General features: G+C 72.7%; 12 protein-coding genes. 11 read left to right on the forward strand and 1 reads right to left on the reverse strand.

The genetic code is table 11. The features are described 5' to 3' along the window. Nucleotides 1-91: 91 nt before the first annotated feature. The 4 genes from AB0F40_RS21220 (at nucleotide 92) to AB0F40_RS21235 (ending at nucleotide 6,580) form a co-directional block, all read left to right on the forward strand. Complete coding sequence (locus AB0F40_RS21220) at nucleotides 92-1,429, forward strand: M18 family aminopeptidase (protein ID WP_357472168.1); 1,338 nt, start codon at nucleotides 92-94, stop codon at nucleotides 1,427-1,429. 403 nt (nucleotides 1,430-1,832) lie between these two features. Further along, entirely contained in the window at nucleotides 1,833-3,341 is a 1,509-nt protein-coding gene (locus AB0F40_RS21225; protein ID WP_357472171.1) for a helix-turn-helix transcriptional regulator, read from the forward strand. Continuing rightward, nucleotides 3,338-4,090, forward strand: a complete 753-nt coding sequence (locus AB0F40_RS21230) for an HAD hydrolase-like protein (RefSeq protein WP_357472175.1) — start codon at nucleotides 3,338-3,340, stop codon at nucleotides 4,088-4,090. The genes AB0F40_RS21225 and AB0F40_RS21230 overlap by 4 nt, the downstream gene beginning before the upstream one ends. Before the next feature lie 186 nt (nucleotides 4,091-4,276). Further along, complete coding sequence (locus AB0F40_RS21235) at nucleotides 4,277-6,580, forward strand: sodium-translocating pyrophosphatase (protein ID WP_357472177.1); 2,304 nt, start codon at nucleotides 4,277-4,279, stop codon at nucleotides 6,578-6,580. A gap of 137 nt (nucleotides 6,581-6,717) precedes the next feature. Here the strand turns inward: AB0F40_RS21235 and AB0F40_RS21240 are convergent, their stop codons facing one another. Further along, on the reverse strand, nucleotides 6,718-7,296 hold the full coding sequence (locus AB0F40_RS21240; RefSeq protein ID WP_357472179.1) for a DinB family protein: 579 nt from the start codon (nucleotides 7,294-7,296) through the stop codon (nucleotides 6,718-6,720). Between the two features lie 160 nt (nucleotides 7,297-7,456). Between AB0F40_RS21240 and AB0F40_RS21245 the strand changes: the two genes are divergently transcribed. From AB0F40_RS21245 to AB0F40_RS21275, 7 genes are all read left to right on the forward strand, one after another. Beyond that, nucleotides 7,457-10,144 (forward strand): M14 family zinc carboxypeptidase, encoded by a 2,688-nt coding sequence (locus AB0F40_RS21245; RefSeq protein ID WP_357472182.1) that lies wholly within the window; start codon nucleotides 7,457-7,459, stop codon nucleotides 10,142-10,144. Between the two features lie 178 nt (nucleotides 10,145-10,322). After that, on the forward strand, nucleotides 10,323-12,053 hold the full coding sequence (locus tag AB0F40_RS21250; protein ID WP_357472185.1) for a M20/M25/M40 family metallo-hydrolase: 1,731 nt from the start codon (nucleotides 10,323-10,325) through the stop codon (nucleotides 12,051-12,053). A gap of 67 nt (nucleotides 12,054-12,120) precedes the next feature. Further along, complete coding sequence (locus AB0F40_RS21255) at nucleotides 12,121-12,453, forward strand: CD225/dispanin family protein (protein ID WP_357472188.1); 333 nt, start codon at nucleotides 12,121-12,123, stop codon at nucleotides 12,451-12,453. A gap of 79 nt (nucleotides 12,454-12,532) precedes the next feature. After that, nucleotides 12,533-13,732, forward strand: coding sequence for a hypothetical protein (locus AB0F40_RS21260; RefSeq protein WP_357472191.1), 1,200 nt, complete (start codon nucleotides 12,533-12,535; stop codon nucleotides 13,730-13,732). A 51-nt stretch (nucleotides 13,733-13,783) separates the two neighbouring features. Then, nucleotides 13,784-15,367, forward strand: a complete 1,584-nt coding sequence (locus AB0F40_RS21265) for a methyltransferase (RefSeq protein WP_357472194.1) — start codon at nucleotides 13,784-13,786, stop codon at nucleotides 15,365-15,367. Between the two features lie 124 nt (nucleotides 15,368-15,491). Continuing rightward, entirely contained in the window at nucleotides 15,492-16,445 is a 954-nt protein-coding gene (locus tag AB0F40_RS21270; protein ID WP_357472197.1) for a LysR family transcriptional regulator, read from the forward strand. 172 nt (nucleotides 16,446-16,617) lie between these two features. Beyond that, entirely contained in the window at nucleotides 16,618-17,745 is a 1,128-nt protein-coding gene (locus tag AB0F40_RS21275; protein WP_357472200.1) for a S1 family peptidase, read from the forward strand. Nucleotides 17,746-17,812: the final 67 nt, after the last annotated feature.

The raw sequence follows: 17,812 nt of genomic DNA on the forward strand, positions 1-17,812 counted from the left end.
TCCGCTCTTCCTATCTGCTTGTCGAGACCCGGCTCTCGACAAGCTCGACCGGCGCTCCCAGGGGCGGACCAGCTGGCGACATAATGGCTCGGTGACTGCCCAGACGCCTTCCGCCCAGCCCACGCCCGCCGTCCCCCAGGAAGCCCGCGCCCACACCGAGGACCTCGGCGCGTTCGTGACGGCGTCGCCGTCGTCCTACCACGCGGCAGAGGAGGTGGCCCGGCGCACGGAGGCGGCGGGCTTCACCCGCCTCGCGGAGGACGCCGCCTGGACCGTGACGCAGGGCGGGAGCTATGTGGTGGTCCGCGACGGCTCGGCCATCGCCTTCACCGTGCCCGCCGCTGCCGGCCCGACCACGGCGTTCACCATCGTGGGCGCCCACACCGACTCCCCGACCTTCAAGCTCAAGCCCAAGCCGACCACGCACGGGGCCGGCGGCTGGTGGCAGGCCGGGGTCGAGGTGTACGGCGGCCCGCTGCTCAACTCCTGGCTCGACCGCGAGCTCGAGCTGGCCGGGCGGATCGTCACCCACGACGGCACCGAGCACCTCGTGCGCACCGGCCCGATGCTGCGCATCCCGCAGCTCGCCATCCACCTGGACCGCGGCGTCAACGACAACGGGCTCACCCTGGACAAGCAGCGGCACACGCAGCCGGTCTGGGGGCTGGGGGACGCGCAGAGCGCCGACGTCCTGGCGGCGCTCGCGGCGGACGCGGGCGTCGACCCCGCGGCGATCGGCGGGTACGACGTGGTGCTGGCCGACACGCAGCCGCCTCGCGCGTTCGGTGCCGGGCAGGCCCTGTTCGCGTCGGGGCGGCTGGACAACCTGCTCTCGACCCACGCGGCGCTGACGGCGCTCCTGCGGGCGTCGGCAGGGGCCGGTTCGACCAGCGGAGCTGCCTCGATCCAGATGTTCGCAGCGTTCGACCACGAGGAGATCGGCAGCGCGTCCCGCTCGGGCGCGGCGGGTCCGTTCCTCGAGGAGGTCCTGGTTCGCATCTCGACCGCGCTGGGCGCCACGGCGGAGGAGCGGGCCCGCGCGTTCGCCGCGTCGCTGCACGTGTCGTCCGACGTCGGGCACGCCGTGCACCCGAACTACGCCGAGCGGCACGACCCGGCCAACCACCCGGTGGCCGGCGGCGGCCCGATCCTCAAGATCAACGCGAACCAGCGCTACGCCACGGACGCGCACGGCGCGGCAGCGTGGAGCGTGGCGTGCGCGACGGCGGGAGTGCCCACCCAGGAGTTCGTCTCCAACAACGCGCTGCCGTGCGGCTCGACGATCGGACCGATCTCCGCGACCCGTCTGGGCATCCGCACTGTGGACGTCGGCGTGCCAATTTTGTCGATGCATTCGGCCCGCGAGCTCACCGCCGTCGTCGACCCGTGGTACCTGGCGCGTGCCATGGAGGCGGTTCTCGTCCGCTGAACCGTCGAATCCTCCCGTAACCGGGTGGAACACCGCTAATCGGAGTGACCTGCGCTTATGCATGTTTCGTTGGTTCTGTCCTGGTCTAAAATAGGCGTAATTCGGGCGCTAGTTGGACGTTTGTCCAAAAAAGATCAGGGCTGACCTGCGAAAACGTACGCTCTAGGTTGACCATTGGTCTGGAAGAAAATACCTAGTACCGTCCGGATGCATGGACCCCAGGGGGGTGATACCACTGTGGTCATCCGAGCCGTGAACTCGGCAAAAGAGAAATGCCGGACCTCAGGAGCCCCCGTTGCCTCGTGCCACCGTTCGCACTTGCGCCCGATGCGGTTGTGTACTCAGCCGTTACAACTCCGAAGCGCGTTGCGCCGCATGCCGGCGCACAGAGTCAGTTCCAGTAGTGTCCCTCCCCAGCGTGCCGACGCGGGTCTGGCAGGACGAAGCAGTCCGATCGGCACTTGCCGACTGGGACTTCGGTCAGGTCAGCCGCATGGTGCGCCAGCTCGTTCCCCTACGCCAGGAGGACGTGGCGGCCCTGACCGGGCTGAGCCAGTCCTACCTGTCGATGCTCGAGTGCGGCGACCGCCGGCTCACCGACGTCTCGCGCGTGGTCCAGTTCCTCACCGGCCTGGGTACGCCACCGGACCTCGTCCGGCTCCCGCTCCCGGGCATCAGCCCCCTGCCCGACGCCGCTCCCGCGCGCACCGCCGCGTCCAGCCAGCCGGCGACGCCGGAGCCGGTCACGCCCACGGCGCCCGATCCCACGCTGCCGTGGACGGCGGACCGCATGCTCACCGCCCTCCGCCTGGCGCACGTCGCCGACAACACGGCCGACTGGCTGCCCACGGACGCCAACGGTCCCGTGTCGGCGACGGCGATGGTCGACGCGGCGGGCACCGACACCCCGCGCCCGGCGTCGGGCATCGCGCTGAACTCGATGATCCAGCGCTGGGACGCCGAGCAGGCCGAGCCGCTGCGCCGTGCCACCGCGGGCACCCGCGTCTCGCACGAGCTGTGCGGGCACCTCCAGGGCACGCTGGACGAGCTGCGGGTCATGGACAAGGGCTCGGGCAGCGGGGCGGTGGCCGACCTGGCCCGTGCCCACCTCGCCCTGGTGGTCCGCGTCCTGGAGCGCAGCACGTACGACGAGGTGACGGGCCGCCGGCTCACCGCGGTCGCCGCCGACACCGCCACGCAGGCAGGCTGGTTCGCGTTCGACGCGGGCCGTCCGGACGCGGCGCGCGCCTACATGCTGGCAGGTCTGCGAGCCGCGCACGCCGCGGCCGACGACCGGCTCGGCGCCGGCGCGCTGTCGTACCTCGCGATCCACGGCTACTCCAGCGGCGACCCCCGGGACGCGGTCCGCGCCGCGGAGGCGGGCCGCCGTCGGATCGCTCGCCTCGACGCACCCCACCTGTCGGCGACGCTCCTCACCCGGCAGGCGCGTGGCCACGCCGCCGCGGGCGAGGGCGAGGCGGCGCGCCGGGCCCTCGGCGAGGCGTCCGACCTGTGCGCCCGTGGCCGTGGCGAGGACGACCCGCACTGGCTGTACTGGATGAACGAGGGTGAGATCCACGGGCAGTCCGGGTCGGCGCACCTCGCGCTCGGCAACACGGCGCGCGCGGTGGAGAGCTTCGCGCACGCGATCCAGGCGGAGCGTGCGGGTGAGCGCCGGACCCAGGGGCTGTTCCTGAGCCGGGCGGCGCAGGCGCACGCCAGGGCGGGCGACCTCGACGCGGCATGCGCCACGGGCGACGAAGCGGTGAGCATCGCGGAGACCGTGCAGTCCGCACGGCTGCGAGAGCACCTGCGGGACCTCTCGGCCGATCTCCGGCGCGGCGGGTCGTCGAGGCGGTCCGGGGTAGGTGCCCGCGTCCTGACCGAGCGGATCGCGGCGCTCGCGTCGTGACCACACCGGTCACCTCCCGCGGTGCGGCCAGGGCCCTCGTGCTCTGGGACATCGATCGGACACTCGTCTACGTCGGGGAGGTGGACCGGACGGCATACCGGGAGGCGTTCGCCGAGGTCGTGGGCCGACCCGCCGAACGCCTCCCGGCGAGGGGAACCGGCGTGACCATGCCGCTGGCGATCCGCGGGTTGCTGGAGGACAACGGGGTCGGCGCGCGCGAGGCGGACGAGCTGCTGCCGCGGATGCTCGAGGCGGTCCCGCTGCGCTTCGCCGCGCACGCCGAGGACGTCCGGCGCCTCGGCGCCGTGCTTCCCGGCGCCATGCAGGCGCTCAAGGCCGTCGCCGCCGAGCCCGACCTGGTGCCGACGGTCGTGACGGGCAACCTCGAGGCGAACGCCCTGATCAAGCTCCGCGCCTTCGGCATGGACCGCTACGTGCACGCGGCGCTGGGCGGCTACTCGTCCGACGACGCGCACCGGCCGGCTCTCGTGGCTCTCGCCCAGCGTCGTGCGGGCGACCGGTACGGCAGCACCTTCTCCGCCGGCAACAGCGTCATCGTCGGAGACTCCCTCGAGGACGTGCGCACGGGGCTCGAGGGCGGCGCGCGCGTGATCGCCGTGGCGTCGGGTACGACGTCGGGGGACCGGCTCGCCGAAGCGGGCGCCGACGTGGTGCTGCCCGACCTCACCGACGCCGCCCGGCTGCTCCAGGAGATCCGGGAGCTCACCACCGACGCGGGACCCCGGTAAGCGCAGCAGGAAGCGGGCGCGGCACCCCGCGGTGTTGACATAGTGACTGCCGTCACATGTGGGTAGACTCTGGTCTCTTCCCGCCATCGACGTTGCCGGCGGGGCGCATAGGCCTTGCACGGGTCAACCCCGTGCAGGGCAACACATTTTCTGGGGGAACTCCCCGGAGCTCGTCGAGGAGGACGAATGCTCGAAGACGGCATTGTTTTCGGCGCAGGCAGCTATACCACCGTGGCGGTGATCGCCGTCATCGCGGTTGCCGCACTCGGGTGTGCGTTCGTGCTGCGTCGCCAGGTGCTCGCCGCACCCGATGGAACCGCCAAGATGCAGGACATCGGCCAGGCCGTGCAGGAGGGGGCCTCTGCCTATCTGAAGCGACAGTTCCGCACCCTCGTGCTGTTCGCGGTGGTCGTGTTCGGACTGCTCTTCCTGCTGCCTGGGGACAGCGGCATCCGGATCGGGCGCTCCATCGCGTTCGTGTTCGGCGCCGGGTTCTCCGCGGCGATCGGCTACCTGGGCATGTGGCTGGCGGTGCGGGCGAACGTCCGCGTGGCCGCCGCCGCCGCCCGTCCCGGCGGGCGGGCCGAGGGGGCCCGGATCGCCTTCCGCACCGGCGGCGTCGTCGGCATGTCCGTGGTGGGCCTCGGCCTGCTCGGCGCCGCGCTCGTGGTGCTCGTGTACGACGTCGACGCGCCGGCCGTGCTCGAGGGCTTCGGCTTCGGCGCCGCGCTGCTCGCCATGTTCATGCGGGTGGGCGGTGGCATCTTCACCAAGGCCGCCGACGTCGGCGCCGACCTGGTCGGCAAGGTCGAGCAGGGCATCCCCGAGGACGACCCCCGTAACGCGGCGACCATCGCCGACAACGTGGGCGACAACGTCGGCGACTGCGCCGGCATGGCCGCCGACCTCTTCGAGTCCTACGCCGTGACCCTCGTGGCCGCCCTGATCCTCGGCAAGGCCGCGATGGGCGAAGAGGGCCTCGTGTTCCCGCTCATCGTCACCGCGATCGGGGCGTTCGTCGCACTGCTCGGCGTGTTCATCACCCGGATCCGCGGGAGCGAGAGCGGCCTCGCCGCGATCAACCGCGGGTTCTACGTCTCCGCGATCGTGGGCGCCGTGCTGGCCGGGGTCGCTGCCTTCGCGTACCTGCCGTCCTCGTTCGACCAGGTGCCCGGTACGGCGGACCTCTCCGGCGTGACCGCCGACCCACGCATAGTGTCGGCGCTCGCCGTCCTCATCGGTGTGGTGCTCGCCGGCGTGATCCTCTGGGTGACCGGCTACTTCACCGGCACGGACAAGAAGCCGACCCTGCACGTCGCCGCGACCTCCCGCACGGGTGCGGCGACCGTCGTCCTGTCCGGTATCGGCGTGGGCTTCGAGTCCGCCGTGTACACGGCGGGCATCATCGCTGCCGCGATCTGCGGCGTGTTCCTGCTGGCCGGCGGGTCCGTCCCGCTCGCGCTGTTCCTCGTCGCCCTCGCGGGCTGCGGTCTGCTCACCACGGTCGGCGTCATCGTCGCAATGGACACGTTCGGCCCAGTCAGCGACAACGCCCAGGGCATCGCCGAGATGTCCGGTGACGTCGACGAGGAGGGCGCACAGATCCTCACCGACCTGGACGCCGTCGGCAACACCACCAAGGCGATCACCAAGGGCATCGCGATCGCCACGGCGGTGCTCGCGGCGACCGCGCTGTTCGGCTCGTACGCCGACGCCGTCTCCCACGCGCTCGCGCAGGTGAGCAACGTGGGCACCGGTCTGGTGACCTCGATGCTCAGCTACGAGATCATCTCGCCGGTCACTCTCGTGGGCGTCATCCTCGGTGGCGCGACGGTGTTCCTGTTCTCCGGGCTCGCCGTCGACGCCGTGACGCGGGCCGCCGGCGCCATCGTGTTCGAGGTGCGTCGCCAGTTCCGCGACCACCCGGGCATCATGACGTACGACGAGCGCCCCGACTACGCCAAGGTCGTCGACATCTGCACCCGGGACTCGCTGCGCGAGCTCATCACGCCGGGTCTCCTCGCGGCCTTCGCCCCCATCGCGGTGGGCTTCGGGCTCGGCGTCGGGCCGCTGGCCGGATTCCTCGCCGGAGCCATCGGGACGGGCGTGCTCATGGCGATCTTCCTGGCCAACTCGGGTGGAGCCTGGGACAACGCGAAGAAGATCGTCGAGGACGGCAAGTACGGCGGCAAGGGTTCCGACGCCCACGCCGCGACGGTCATCGGCGACACCGTGGGTGACCCGTTCAAGGACACCGCCGGACCGGCGATCAACCCGCTGATCAAGGTGATGAACCTGGTCGCGCTGCTCATCGCTCCGGCAGTGGTGGCGATGAGCGTCCCGGCCGACGCCAACCACACGCTCCGGATCGGCATCGCGCTCGTGGCGGCGGCCGTGGCGTTCGGCGCCGTCATCTGGTCCCGCATGCGGGCCTCCCGCGTCGACGCGGAGCAGCAGGCGGAGCAGGACCGCGCGGAAGCCGTGCTCTAGTACCGCAGAAGTCCGCCTCGAGAACGACCTCGGGTACCGAATCCAGCTCGGATCGGTACCCGAGGTCGTTCTCGTCGCGGACCCGCGGCGGCCGGCCGGGCCCCGGCCGGCCAGCCGGGAGCCGCGCGACTTCGGAGCTACTGGCCCACCCGGCCGTCTATGCACTCCCGCAGCAGGTCGGCATGGCCCACGTGGCGGGCGTACTCCTCGACCATGTGCACCAGGATGTCGCGGACCGGGAGCTCCTCGCCGCCGCGCCGCACGGTCCGACCCAGCTCGTCCTCGGGCAGCGCCGCCAGCCACCGGTCGGCGGCCGTGACCTCGCGCCGCCAGGTCGCCCAGGCCTCCTCGACGACGGCGGGGTCCGCCACCGCGCCGTCGAAGTCCGCGTCGGGGTTCTCGTCCGACTTGCCGAACAGCTTGGGCGTTTCGGCCCGACCCTGCAGCACGCGCTGGAACCAGCTCTGCTCGACGTGCGCGAGGTGTCGCACCAGCCCGAGCAGCGACATGGTCGACGGCGGCACGGATCGCCGCGCGAGCTGTTCGGCGTCGAGCCCGGCGCACTTCATCTCCAGCGTGATCCGGTAGTGCTTGAGATAGTTCCGGTACGTCTCCTTCTCCCCGACCGGCTTCGCCAGCGCCTCGCGCGGGTCGTGGTCCGGGTCCGTCCACATGTCGGGGTAGACGGTGGCTGTGGTCCAGCGCTCGTTGGTCATCCGCACAGTGCACCGCCGGGAACCGGCCCGGTCAACGGCATTGCCGGCGGGCGTCCTGCGGGCCGATCGTAGGAGCCCGGCCGTGCGGCCTCCGATCCGCCGTTCCCGTTCGCCCGCGCCGTAGGCCAGAATTGGCCGACTTGCCGTTGGGGAGGCACCTTTGCTCGTTCGTACTCGTTCGCTCGCTGCCCTGACCGGCGCGGCGCTGACCGGCGTAGCGCTCGCCGCGGGTTCGCTGGCCGCGCCCGCCGTCGCGCAGCCCTCCGGCGCGCCCGTGGACGGGTACGCCGTCGCCGGCGCGGCGGTCGCCGACCTAGGCCGGGGCCTCGAGGCCGACGTGCTGGCCGATCCGGCGACCGGCGAACCGGACCACCTCGCCGACCCGCCAGGACCCTTACCGCCGGGTGGTGGCACCGACCTGCGCATGCCGTCCTCATACCCGCACCAGCCGGAGCTCCGGGTCTTCCCGCCGAACTACGCGGACGCCACCGAGCGGAACGGGACCGTCAGCCACGCGGACCTCGCGCCGCGCCTGACGCAGCTCATGGAGCGGAGCGACCGGGTATCGACACAGGTGGTCGGGCGGTCGACGGAGGGGCGCGATCTCTACCTGGTCACCGTGACCGCACCCGAGCGGCGCTCGGAGACGGCCCGGCAGGCCGCGTGGCGCGAGGAGATCAGGGAACGCCCGGGCCGCGCCGCGCGCGACAGCGACCTGCGGGCGGGGTACAAGGCGCCGATCTGGGTCAGCGCGAACATCCACGGCGACGAGTGGGAGGGCACCGACGCCGCGTTGCGGGTCATCGGGCGGCTGGCGAGGGCGAACGACGACGGCACGCGGCACCTGCTGGAGCAGCACCGGATCATGTTCAGCCTCACGCTCAACCCCGACGGCCGGACGCACGCGACCCGCTCGACGTCCCTCGGCCTGGACGCGAACCGCGACATGATCACGCTCGCCACGCCGGAGGCGCGCTCGTACGTGCGCACGACGCAGGCCGTGCAGCCGCTGTTCACGGCGGACTTCCACGGTTACACGGACGTGCTGCAGGTCGAGCCGGCCGGCCCGCCCCACGGCGAGAACTACGAGTACGACCTCTTCCTCCCGCACGCCTACGCGATCGCGCGGCAGGTGGAGGACGACGTCGTAGCGGCCAGGATCGACGGCAACACCTACTACGACCCGGGCAGTGGCGGCGCGGTCCGTGAGGACACGGGGTTCATCAAGATCCCGTACCGGGACACGCCGTCGGGCTGGGACGACTACCCGCCCGTCTTCACCGCCCAGTACGCGTCGCTCCACGGTGCGGTGACCAGCACGGTCGAGCTCCCGCTCGGCCCGACCGGCCGCACCACGACGCGGGCGGACGCCGAGGTCAACACCGAGGTCGCCGTCACGACGATGACGTCGATGATCGACTACGTCCACACCAACTCGAACGCGATGCTCGCCGACCAGATCGAGCTGTTCCGCCGCGGTGTCGAGGGCGCGCCCAAGGTGGCACTGACCGAGGAGAACGTCGACCAGGTGCCCGGACCCGACGAGTGGAAGCGGCTCTGGGACGCCGCCGACGACCAGGAAGCGGTGCGCCTGCCCCGCGCGTACGTGCTCCCGGTCGGGCCGGGTCAACGGTCGGCGAGCGATGCCGAGGACCTGGTGGACGCGCTGCTGTTCCACGGCATCGAGGTGGAGCGGCTGGCTGCCCCCGCGCGAGTCGGCGGCACCACCTACCCGGCAGGGTCCTACGTGGTCGACCTGCATCAGCCCTTGCGCGGGCTGGCGAGCTCGCTGCTCGCCCTCGGCTCGGACATCTCGGGCAAGGTCCCCGCCATGTACGACATCTCGGCATGGTCGCTCGCCTCCCTCTGGGGTGCGACGGTGGACCGGGTCGGCACCACCACGGACGGCCCGATCGGCGAGACGTCCCCGGTGCGTGGGGCCGGTCCCCGCGGGAGCGTCCCACCCGGAGCCCGGTACGTCGCCTTCGACGTGGCGGGTGTCCGGGACCACCGGGCTCTGAACGACCTCCTGGGACAGCGCGTCGCGGTACGGCTGGCGGCGGACGGGCGCGCCGTCGTCGGGCCGCGGGGACTGCGGGCGGCCCGCGAGGCGGCCGACAGGTACCGCCTCCGCTTCGTGACCGCCTCGCGCGCCGAGTACGTCGCGGCAGAGCGGTCCGAGGACCTGACCGTCGCGTACGCAGGCAACCAGGACGACCGGCTGTCGCTCCTGGAGCTCGGGTTCGACGACCTGGTGCCGGTCTCCGCTGCGGGGATCGAAGAAGCCGCCGCCACCGGTGGTACTACCGGGCTGGACGACGCCGACGTGCTGTGGGTCGGGTCCTCCCTGGACCTGCCGCCGGGCTCGGCGGGCCACGACCACGTCCGGTCCTGGCTGCGCGACGGCGGCGCCATCGTCGGGAGCGGCGCTGGCGCGTTCGCGGCAGCGGCGGCGTACGGGCTGGTCAGCGGCACTACGGTGGCGGGCGAACCGGCAGGCAACGGCATCGTCGCCACCCGCACCCCGGGCGACGTGCTGGACGACCACGCGCAGGACCACGGCTTCGTCTACCCGGCGGTCTGGTTCGCGGACCTGGGTGCGGGCACGGCCACCGAGCTGACCTACGGCAGCTTCCTGGCCGGCCACTGGCCCCGCTCGGACGGTCCGGGCGGGAAGGGCTCGTCGGCCGGGCCAGGGCAGCGCGCCGCCGTCGGGCAGGCTGCCGCCGTATCCGGCAAAATGGGACAGGCGCGGGCGTTCGTGTTCGGCACCTCGGTCTTCTTCCGTACCCATCCTCGGGGCGGCCTGAGCCAGGCGGCGACGGCCATCCACTGGGCGGCGTCGTGACCTCCGCCGAGGTTGCGCGGCTGCGTCGTCCAGCATCACCCGGGGTCTGTGGAAAACCCGGTGCGAGCGCTATCGTCTGCGGTGTTGTGCTCCCGAACGCTCCGCGGTCCGCGGGCGCCGACGTGAGCCCCGACGCAGGAGCCCCCCTCGTGGGAGACCCGGAGCAGGAGAAGGTCCCGTGAGTGCCGACATCGACCCGACCGAGGCCATCCCTCAGGTCACGGCCGAGATGATCGCGAAGGCGCCGGCCCAGCCGGCTGCGCCGCGTGCCGCCGAGCCAGTACCTGTGCCGACCTCCGGGCCGAGCGCCCGGGACGACGCGTCCGGGGCGCCCCCAGCCCCGTTGTCGGCGACGCGTCCGGACACGGCGGCCGGGTCCGCGCGTGCGACCCAGCCGTCGGCGGGGCGCGCGACGTCCGCCGGCCCGGAGGCGGAAGCCCGGGGCGACGCGGGCGGCCAGATGGCCGAGCAGCCTGCCGCGCCGGACGCCGTGCTCAGCGCCCGGCCGGGTTCGTCGGCCTTCGCCCCGTCGGAGCCGTACGGCGAGCGGCACGCCGCTGCCGGGCACATCGCTGCCGGGCACCTCTCCTCGCTCGTGCAGATCCCCACGGTGTCGTCGTGGGACCCGCAGCACCTCGACCACGAGGCGTTCGGCAGGCACCGGGTCGCGCTGGCGACGTTCTACCCCCGGGTGCACGCCCTGCAGAGCGAGCCGGCGGGCGATCACGGGCTGCTCTACCGGTGGCCCGGCCGGGGGCGGCAGGACGTGCTGCACCCCTTCCCGGTGGTCCTCGTGGCGCACCAGGACGTGGCGCCGGTCCAGGTGGCCGACTGGCCCGCCAACCCGTTCTCGGGCGAGATCCGGGACGGGGCGGTGCACGGTCGCGGCACGCTCGACGACAAGGGCGGGCTCGTCGCGGTGCTCGACGCCGTGGAGACGCTGCTGGGCGACGGCTTCGTGCCGGAGCGCGACGTCTGGCTGTTCTTCGGCGCGGACGAGGAGGCGAGAGGCCAGTCCGCCACGACCGCCGTCCGGCGGCTGTACGAGCTGGGCGTGCGGCCCTGGCTCGTGATCTCCGACAGCGGCGGCGTCGTGACCGACGCCTTTCCCGGCGTGGACCGCCAGACCGCCATGGTCGGCGTGGCCGAGAAGGGCCTGATCGGGGTCGACCTGCACACCTCGGACGTCGGCGGCCATGCCGCGACGCCCGGCAGGCAGCCGGCCACCGTACGGCTCGCCCGCGCGTTGACGCGCGTGAGCCGACGTCGGTACGCGGTGCGGGTCAACGCTCCGACGGTCGACATGCTGCAGCGGGTCGCCCCGAGCGCGGCCGGCGCCAAGGGACTGGGACTCAGGGTGGCGACCCGGCTCGCCTCCGGCCCGTTGCGCAAGGTCGCCGCGTGGCTGGTGGCAAAGGGCGGTCCGGAGGCCTCGGCGCTGGTCCGCACCACTGTGGCGGTCACCGAGCTCGAGGGCAGCGCGGGGGCGAACGTCGCGGCGTCGTCGGCCCGCGCTCGCCTGGACGTCCGGGTGGCGCTCGGGGAGACGGTGGACCGGACCGTGGCGCGGCTGCGCCGCGTCATCCGGGACAAGCAGGTACGGATCGAGGTGGTGGAGCGGAGCGAGCCCAGCGAGGTATCGCCGGCGGACAGCCAGCAGTTCGCGCTGCTCAGTGAGGCGATCGGCGCGTCATACCCGGACGCGACGGTGGTTCCGTACGTGCACCTCGCGGCTACCGACGCGCGCACCTTCACCCCCATCAGCGATCACGTCTACCGGTTCAGCCCGTTTGCATTGTCGCGCGCGCAGCGGCAGTCGATTCACGGGGTGGGCGAACGGCTGAGCGTCGATTCCCTGGGCCGCGGCGTGCATTTCTACCGCGAGGTGCTCCGCAAGATACCGGGCTGACCTGCACGTTCAACAAATCGCCGAAATTGGACTAAGTTCTCCCTTTACGTAGGTGAGGGAGAGGTCCATGAGCAGCTCCGCCGTGCCGCCGGCCGTGCCGGGTGGCTCGCGCGCGCCCGTGAGCGTCAACGTCCACACCTACCCGGCGCAGCTGCAGTATCCGCCGCGGTCGTATCTCCTGTTCGCCGTTCTGGTGACCATCTTCTGCTTCTGGCCCACCGGAATAGTCGCCCTCGTGAGCGCGCTGCGCGTCAATTACCTGTGGAAGACGCAGGAGCACGACAAGGCCCGGAAAGCGTCACGCCGCGCGCGCAACTGGGGTCTGGTTTCGCTCGCGATCGGAATCGTCGTGGTTGTCGTGGTGGTGTTCTGGGCGAGCATCACCTACCTGAACGGGTAGCAACTTCACCCCCTGTCTGCCACGTATCACACGACTGCCCCTCCTGCCCCGGCGGTACTTGCGGGTAAAGTGCGCGGCTATGAGTGCGACACGGCGCAAGGGCTCGCGGGGCGGTCGTGCTGCGTCCCGCGCCGGTGGCCCCCCCGCAACCAATGCGCTCACCTGGGCGGAGAGCCTCGCGGCAGGGGAAGCCGCGCCCGGTGCCAGCGCCCTCGAGTGGGCCGAGGGCCTCACGGAGAACGAGCCGGCGCCCAGCCCCTGGGGCAGCGGCGCGGCCGCCGCACCCGCGGGTCCGGCCCCGGGCGACGAACCGGGTGGTTCCCCCTGGGGGCCCGTGCCGGCGCCCGCCGTGCCGGACGGCGAGAGCGAAGGTGACGCCAACCCGTGGGGCTCCGTGGCGGCCGCAGAGCCGCCCGTGACCCGTGGCCGTGGCAAGAACGCGGGCGGCAAGGGCAGCAGGTCGAGGTCGAAGGGCAAGGGCGCCAAGGCCGGTACGAAGGGCGTGCCGAAGAGCGAGCCCGCGCCGACCCCGGCGGGCGGCTTTCCGCTCAACGCGGGTCCGGTGGCCGACGCCGGCGACGCCCCGCCCGCCCAGCTGCCGATGCCGATGCCGGCGCTGGGCGAGCCCGTGCCGGACGACGGGCCACCCGCCGTGCCCGGCCTGCCGGACCTGGCCGATCCTGCGGACCTGCCGGACCGGTCCGCCCCGCCGAGCACGTCCGAGTCCAGGAAGCCCGGCAGGAAGCGGGGGAAGGGCCGCATCTCCGGTCCCAGCACCGCGCAGCAGAAGCGGATCAGGAAGACGCTCCGCAGGGGCCTGCCCAAGGTCCTCGACCGGCCGCTGGTACTGGTGCTGGCCGGCGTGACCGCTGCGGCGCTGGGCCTTGGCACCGGCTGGGGAACTACCTTCTTCCAGGGCGAGGACGTCCTCTCCAGCGCGGACGCCGCGTCGTGCGCGCAGACCCAGATGGCGTGGACGCAGGCCGCCAACGCGCAGTCGGCGATGGTCGAGGACCAGCCCGAGACGCTGCGCAGGGGGTTCATCAACGCCCGCAACGCGCTGGAGGGCGTGACGCCGCCCGAAGCCATCGCGAAGGACTGGGCGGTCGCCTTCACCTACTACTCGACGGTGGCCAACAACATCGAGAAGGTGAAGGCGGACGACGGCCCGGCGGTGAGCTCCGCCGTCGGCGGCGCACAGAAGGAGCTCGACACCAAGGCGATGGTCGAGGCCTCCCAGCGCGTGCAGGAGTACGTGGCGTCCAACTGCCGCGGCTGAGCGCCCCGCTCGCGTGGTGACGGCGCGGGGTCTGCGTGCAGGATGGGGCCCGTGCAGCCTCTCGTGACCGAACCCGCCCTCGTCGCCTCGCTCCGTGCCGACCTGGTCGCCGCCGCCTACGACGTCGACGGCGTCGAGGACCTCCTGGGCCCGCTCGCCGCGGCCGCACTGCACCGGGAGCAGTCGCTGCCGGCCCGCCGGGCGGTCGCCGCGGCGGTGGGTGGCACGCCGCCGTCGGACCGCGATCCGGTGGCGACCCTCGTGGACCTGTTCCTCCTGGGCGCGACGGTGCCGCGCGCGGCACTGGACCGGGCTCTGCCCGGTACGGGGACGGCTGGTGCCGAGCGGCTCGGCCTGGTCGCAACCCAGGGCACGGGAGCCGACGACGAGGTGCGTGCCGCCGTGGACCTGCGCCCCTACACCTCCGTCGACGCGGTCGGCGACGCGAGCTGGTGGCTCGCCTCCGACCTGGGCGAGCTCGTCACCGGCGGGCGTCTGGCCACCGACCACGTGCTCGGCGCGGGCGGTGCCTCCCTCACGCTGGCGCAGGTCACCGTGCGCAACCCGGCCGGCCGGGTGCTCGACCTGGGCACCGGCTGCGGGATCCAGGCCCTGCACGCGGCGCGGCACGCGCAGCACGTGGTGGCGACGGACATCTCGCGGCGGGCGCTGTCCTTCGCCGAGTTCAACGTCGCGCTCAACACCGACGCGGGGACGGCGCTGGAGCTGCGGTACGGCTCCATGCTGGAGCCGGTCGTGGGAGAGCTGTTCGACCTCGTGGTCTCCAACCCGCCGTTCGTCATCACTCCGCACGCCGGGGCGGCGGGGCGGGCGGTCGCCGCCGCGCTCGGCGACTACGAGTACCGCGACGGCGGGCGCGCGGGCGACGACCTGGTGCGGGACCTGATCCTCGGCGTCGGCGACGTGCTGACGCCCGGTGGGACTGCCCAGCTCCTCGGCAACTGGGAGCACCGCAAGGGTGAGCCGTGGACCGAGCGGGTCGGCGCGTGGCTCGACGAGGCCGGCCTGGACGGCTGGATCATCCAGCGTGAGGTCCTCGACCCAGCGGAGTACGCGGAGACGTGGATCCGGGACGGCGGCACCACCCCCGACCGCGAGCCGGGCGCCTGGGCCGCCGCCTACGGCGCGTGGCTCGACGACTTCGGGTCCCGGGACGTCGAGGCGGTCGGCTTCGGTCTGGTGACCCTCCGGCGCCCGGCAGCAGGGCAGGCCACGCTGCGGCGCCTCGAGGAGCACACGGGTTCCGTCCGGCAGCCGCTCGGCGCGCACATCGCCCGCAGCCTCGCCGGGCACGACTGGCTCGCGGCGCGGGACGACGCCGCACTCGCCGCTGCGCACCTCGTCACGGCCGCGGACATCACGGAGGAGCGCTACCTGACGCCGGGCGCGGCCGACCCGAACGTGGTGATCCTGCGGCAGGGGGACGGGCTGGGGCGCGGTGTGCAGGCGTCGAGCCCGCTCGCGGCCCTGGTCGGCGCGTGCGACGGGGAGCTGACGGTGGGGCAGATCGTCGGGGCGCTCGCCGCGCTGTTCGACGTCGCGGCGGCCGACCTGGCGGCCGAGCTGCTCCCGGCGGTCCGCGGTCTGGTCCGGGACGGTTTTCTGGCGGAGTGATCCCGGCTCTGCAGCCCGCTCGGCGGCGCCTGTCCGTTTCGTGGGCGTAACGGTTGTTCGCGCGAACCGATAAATCTTGTTCAGAACAGAGACATCTGCGGCTATGACAGATATTTTCCACCGTGTGGAACTCGACATGCGGCACCTGAGGATGGTTGTCGCCGTTGCCGAGTCGGGCAGCGTCACGAAGGCGGCGGCCGCCCTCGGCATCGCGCAGCCCGCCCTGACCGCGCAGCTCAACCGCATCGACCGGTCGCTGGGCGGCAACGTGTTCGTCCGCGACCGCTTCGGTGCGCGCCCGACCGAGCTCGGTGACCTCATCCTCCGGCACGCCCGCGTGCTGCTGCCGGCCATGGCGGCCCTGGCCGACGACGCCCAGCGGTTGGTGAACGGCGACGTCTCCCTCGGCGAGACGGTCCGGGTCGGTATCACCGGGACCGCGCTGGGCGGCTTGTTCGTCAACCAGCTGCACGTCGCCATCCCCGGCGTGCAGGTCACCACGACGATGCCCCACCTGGCGGACGACGTCGCGTCCCGGCTCGCCCGGGGCACCATCGACGTCGGCCTGGTCGGGATGTGCTCCGAGGCCTCCCCGCCGGCCGCCGTGGAGGTCGCGTGGACCCGGGTCTGCGCCGACCCGATGTTCGTCCTCATCGACGAGCACCACCCCTACGCGGGCAAGCCTGAGGTGTCGCTCGCCGAGCTCGCCGAGGAGCAGTGGCTCTGCGTCCCGTCGTACGGCTGCCTCGAGGAGTGCTTCGTGTCGGCCTGCGTGCGCGCGGGGTTCACGCCCCGCGGCATGGGCGAGGCCGAGTGGACCACCGCCGTCGACCAGGTGCGCGCCGGGCGTGCCGTCGCCCTCGTGGAGCCGGGGCAGCTGGACCCGCCGGGGGTGGTGACGGTCCCCCTCGCGGGAGCACCCTTGCGGCGTACCCACTACCTGGGCTGGCGGCACGACGCCGACCTGCGGGTGGACCTGGAGGCCGTCGAGGGCGCCGCCCATCGCGCCCACCGCGACGCCGTCCGGCGCAGCCCGCAGTACGAGCAGTGGCTGGCGATGTACGGCATGCTCGGCTGAGCCGAAGGTGCAGCGCAGGGGACCTCCGTTGTGGTTTGCCCTCCATAGGAAATATGTATGACCTGAGTGTGATCTGGGCGGGACGTCCAACTTCTCCTACTGTGGCGGCGCGGGTGAAAAGTCGCCCGCGGGTGGAACTTCACCCGCTTTACGACACAAGGAGTCGCTGGAGATGAGACGCACTTCCCTCCGGGGCGTCGCCGTGGCAACAGCCACCGTGGGCCTCTTTGCCGGCACCATCAACGCCGTCGCAGCTGTTGGACAGTCCGACGTCGAGAACGCTGCAGCGGGCTACGCGCCCGGACTGGTCGCCGCGATGGAGCGCGACCTGAACCTGAGCGCGACCGAGGCCGTGGCCCAGATCGAGGCCCAGGAGACCCTGGCCGATACGCAGCGCGGTCTGGAGAAGTCGCTCGGCGCCGCCTACGCCGGCGCCTGGGTCGAGGGCACGGACGCACTGCACGTCGCCGTGACCGACGCCGCGGAGGCCGCTGAGGTCCGTGCGGCCGGGGCGACCCCCGTCACCGTCGACAACTCGCTCAAGGCCCTGGACGCCTGGACCGCCGACCTGAACGGTGCGCTGTCCGGATCCGACGACGTGGCCTCCTACCACGTGGACGTGGAGACCAACGAGATCGTCGTCTCCGTCGTCGACGGTGCAGCGGCCGAGGTCAAGGTGGCCGTGGCCGAGGCCGGGGTGCCGGCCTCCGCGGTCTCGCTGGACGAGGCCACCGAGCGTCCCCGCACCTTCGCCGACGTGATCGGTGGCGAGGCCTACTTCATCAACGGCAGCTCGCGCTGCTCGGTCGGCTTCGCCGCCACCGGCGGGTTCGTCACGGCCGGCCACTGCGGTTCGGTGGGCTCCACTACCAGCGAGCCGTCCGGAACCTTCGAGGTCTCGGAGTTCCCGGGCAGCGACTACGGCTACGTCTCGGTCGACTCGGACACGCCGGTCGGCGTGGTGGACGACTGGAACGGCGGCACCGTCGCGGTCGAGGGCTCCTCGCCGGCCGCCGTCGGCGCCTCGGTCTGCCGCTCGGGCTCGACGACCGGCTGGCACTGCGGCACCATCGAGGCGCTCAACGCCACGGTGAACTACGCCGAGGGCAGCGTCTCCGGCCTCATCCAGACCGATGTCTGCGCCGAGCCGGGCGACTCGGGCGGCTCGCTGCTCGCCGGCTCGCAGGCCCAGGGCATGACCTCCGGTGGTTCGGGCAACTGCTCGTCCGGCGGTCAGACCTTCTTCCAGCCGGTCGGTGAGGCGCTGAGCGCCGCCGGGGTATCCCTCCTGACGAACTGACCGGTCCGTCCGGCCGGCACCTGCGCCGATCGGACGGCCGCATCGGCGGGCAACGGCCGAGGGTGGG

The organism is Promicromonospora sp. NPDC023987, assembly GCF_040639055.1.
In the GTDB taxonomy this organism is placed as follows: Bacteria; Actinomycetota; Actinomycetes; order Actinomycetales; family Cellulomonadaceae; genus Promicromonospora.